Origin of the sequence: Sinomicrobium pectinilyticum (genome assembly GCF_003725735.1) — a bacterium.
Lineage (GTDB): Bacteria > Bacteroidota > Bacteroidia > Flavobacteriales > Flavobacteriaceae > Sinomicrobium > Sinomicrobium pectinilyticum.
Genome location: NZ_RJTM01000125.1, coordinates 1 through 3,325 on the forward strand (window position 1 = coordinate 1; position 3,325 = coordinate 3,325).

General features: G+C 45.9%; 1 protein-coding gene. It reads right to left on the minus strand.

The genetic code is table 11. The features are described from left to right. Positions 1-112: 112 nt before the first annotated feature. Positions 113-3,055: a TonB-dependent receptor gene (locus ED312_RS18725; protein WP_123217561.1), complete on the minus strand. Its 2,943-nt coding sequence runs from the start codon at positions 3,053-3,055 to the stop codon at positions 113-115. Positions 3,056-3,325: the final 270 nt, after the last annotated feature.

Genomic DNA, 3,325 nt, shown 5'->3' on the forward strand with positions numbered 1-3,325 from the left:
GGCTTGCCCCGAGGTAGTTGATTGCTCCGACGCTTGCGTCGAAAAGTAATCTATGGTTTCCGCCTCATGCCTTGCGTCCCGATAATTATCGGGATTGCCCCGAGGTAGTTGACTAGAAGCTAAAGGTTAACCTGCCAAAATAATAACTGCCGTTCGAACCTTGCTGGTAATTGGAATACATATAGAATCCTCTTCGCTCATAATTGTTTACCTCGGGATATTCGTTAAAAATATTATTTCCCCCTACGGTAAGGCTCAAATGGTCTGAAAACGCATAGGTAATGCCCAGATCGGTTACGAATTCGGGAGTATATACCTGGTCCGGATACCCGAATGTTCCGTCGTTCAATGTCTGTTCGTAACTGCCGAGGGCCTCTACAGAGCCGTACCTGGTGCCCCTGAGCATAGTGCTGAACCTGCCAAAAGAATAAGTAACGGTACCTATGATCGTTGAACTTGGCGTGCCGGTCTCGAACTGGCCGATAGAACCTCTGTCTACATACTTGGCTGCGACCTCTTCGTCGGTTAAGACGGTATTCAGATCAGGTACATTTACCTGCTCGAATTTGTTTTCTCTAAAAGTTCCCGAAAGCGTTGCATCCAGTTTATTTTTTCCGATGAAGGTGTGGTAATTGGCAACCACTTCGATACCCTGGGTACTGACATCACCACCATTGATCCTGAAGCTGGCAAGGCCGGGGCCAATAACAGGGCCTAATGCCGGGGCTTCTGTGGCATCGAATTCGGAGGTCTGGAAAATCCGATCGGTAATATCAATTTTATAGGCATCAACGGTAAGGTCCAGGTTGCGGAACAATTTGGCGGTAAAACCAAAGCTGAGGTTAGTGGAACGCTCTTCCTGCAACAGGCCGACACCTATGGCCCTTGCAGCGGCGCTGCTGTTCCTGTACAGGGTTCCGTCATAAGGTACCAGGTCTACGAAGAACGTATAGCTGTGTGAGTAATTCAGTTCTTGCAGCGACGGCGCCCGGAAACCGTTACTGAAGGAACCTCTTATGGCAAAATTGTCGGATAACAAAAGTCGTGCGGCGAGTTTACCGGTATACACATTGCCAAAATCCGAATAATTTTCAGTGCGGAACGCCAGTCCCATAAAGAATTTGTCGGTAAAATCCACTTCGACATCAACATAGGCTCCTATTACCGATCTGAAATTCGTACTGGCATTTTCAGGGCCAAAACCCCTGAAACACTGACAGTTCAACGCAAAGCTCTTAATTAACTCGCGACTTATCCCGTTATTGGGGAGTACAATGGGGTCCCCGTTTTCATCCACTATGGGGTTACCTTCCAGGTCTTCCAGCGGAAGCCCGTCCGGGCCTACGAGCAGCTCATCGTCTTCCTTTGCGGTGTAAACTCCTGCGGTTCCGGCCGTCCATCCTTCTTCCTGGCCTTCCTCGATCTGGTAGCGTTCTACACGAAACTCAACTCCTGCAGCTATGTTAAGGCCTTCCAGGATATCATCATAATACCTTGATAAATCCAGATTTGTGGTATTCTGTAAATAATTATGAACGCCGAGGTCCATATCCGTGGGAGAAGATTCGCCGATGCTCGCGTTCCATGTATTAAACATGCCGATATTCATTTTATTTATGCCCAATGTATTACTCACATCAAAATTATAATCACCTAATATTCCTCTCACTCCTGTGGCGAATGAGGTGTTGAACTGGTTGGTATACATTTGGGGTAAGAACCCGTTCGGGTATAGTGAGTAACTGGACCTGTCGGCCTGTCCTGCCCTTCGGTAGTAACAACTAAAGCCTTCCGTATATTTATAACCGAGATCTCCGAAAGAATAAAAATAAGCAGTATCTGATAAGGGTAATTCAAGGTTGTAGGAAAGGACACCGAGATTTATTGCCGGGTTGCCTGCGTAGGAAGAAACATCCTTTTGTTCGATGCCTCTTGCGGCCATCAGTCCTTCCACGGTCCTCAGCTCATCGGCCAATGCCGTATTATTGCCGGCCAGGGCTTCTATTAGCTCCGGGTTTGTAATGATAGGGTTTCCGTTGACATCCGTTGTTTCGTTGTTCAGATAATTACTGCTGTACAAAGGAGCCCTGCTTATGGAGAGAACAGAAGGCCTGAGGGTTCGTTTGGCCTGTTTTATGGTTCCGTTAATATTCAGAAAACCGCCATTTTCGAAAGATATTCCGTAATTACCGTCAAACTGAAAATTAAATCCGTCGCCTTTGAAATCTCGATTCAGTTCATTCTCTTCCGGGGTCAGTTGATCACTGATATCGGGCTCCAGTCCGGGGTAACCGCCGGCACTTAAAGTACCGGTAAATCTGTCTGTCCCTCTCTTAAGGATAATGTTCATCACCCCGGCAATGGCATCGGATCCGTACTGTGCAGAAGCACCATCGCGTAAGATCTCCACACGTTCTACGGATGCCGTTGGAATAAAACTCATGTCCGTGGCATTCGAACTCGAACCTGTCTGGTTGTCCAGTAATAATGCTGAGGTATGGCGCCGCTTACCGTTTATAAGTACCAACATCTGATTAGGCGCCAGCCCCCTGAGTGTTGGCGGGACTACATGCGACGAAAGATCACCGGCCTGTGACTGAAAAGCATTAAAGGAAGGAGCTGTTGCCCTCAATACATCGCCTAAATCGGTTTGAGGCATGTTTATAGCTTGTTCACTAACATTAATCACATCTACAGGGACAGGGGTTTCCAGTTTGGTGCGGGATTGCCCGCGTGTTCCGATAACGATCATTTCTTCCAGTTGTTCTGCCGCCATTTCGAGCATAACATCAATGGTACTTTTTCCATGTATGGGGATTTCCCTGGTGGTTAATCCCAGGGAAGAAAAGATCAGAGTGGCATCGGGCGGAGCATCAATCGAATACACGCCGTCAAAATCGGTAATTGCGCCTTTGAGCGTACCTTTGATCAGTATATCAGCGCCTGGCACGGGGGCGCCGGTATCGTCTGTAACCTTTCCCGTGACCGTAATATCCTGGGCAAAAACCCCGGATATTGTAAACAGGGATAAAATATAAAGTAACGGAATCTTCATAAAGCAATTTTTTGAAATGTTAGTTGCGTTAGTTTGTGCATGGAAAAACCATTGCAGACAGGTCTAAGCCCACTGGATTGTTATGCACGATATAAGTTCCGGATACTTATTTTTCTTTAAATGACTATTGTATTTAAGAAATTATGATAATGTCAATTATAATCAATAATTATCGAAAATAAAAAAGGAAAAACAGGCTTAAAACGGTTTTTTATGCTGCTTAATGCATTTTTTATTGAGAATATTTTAAAATGGAAGTTGGATATTGAC

Bases quoted from the DNA above. Each gene is read 5' to 3' on its own strand.
- ED312_RS18725 (WP_123217561.1), bottom strand. From the start codon at position 3,055: ATGAAGATTCCGTTACTTTATATTTTATCCCTGTTTACAATATCCGGG.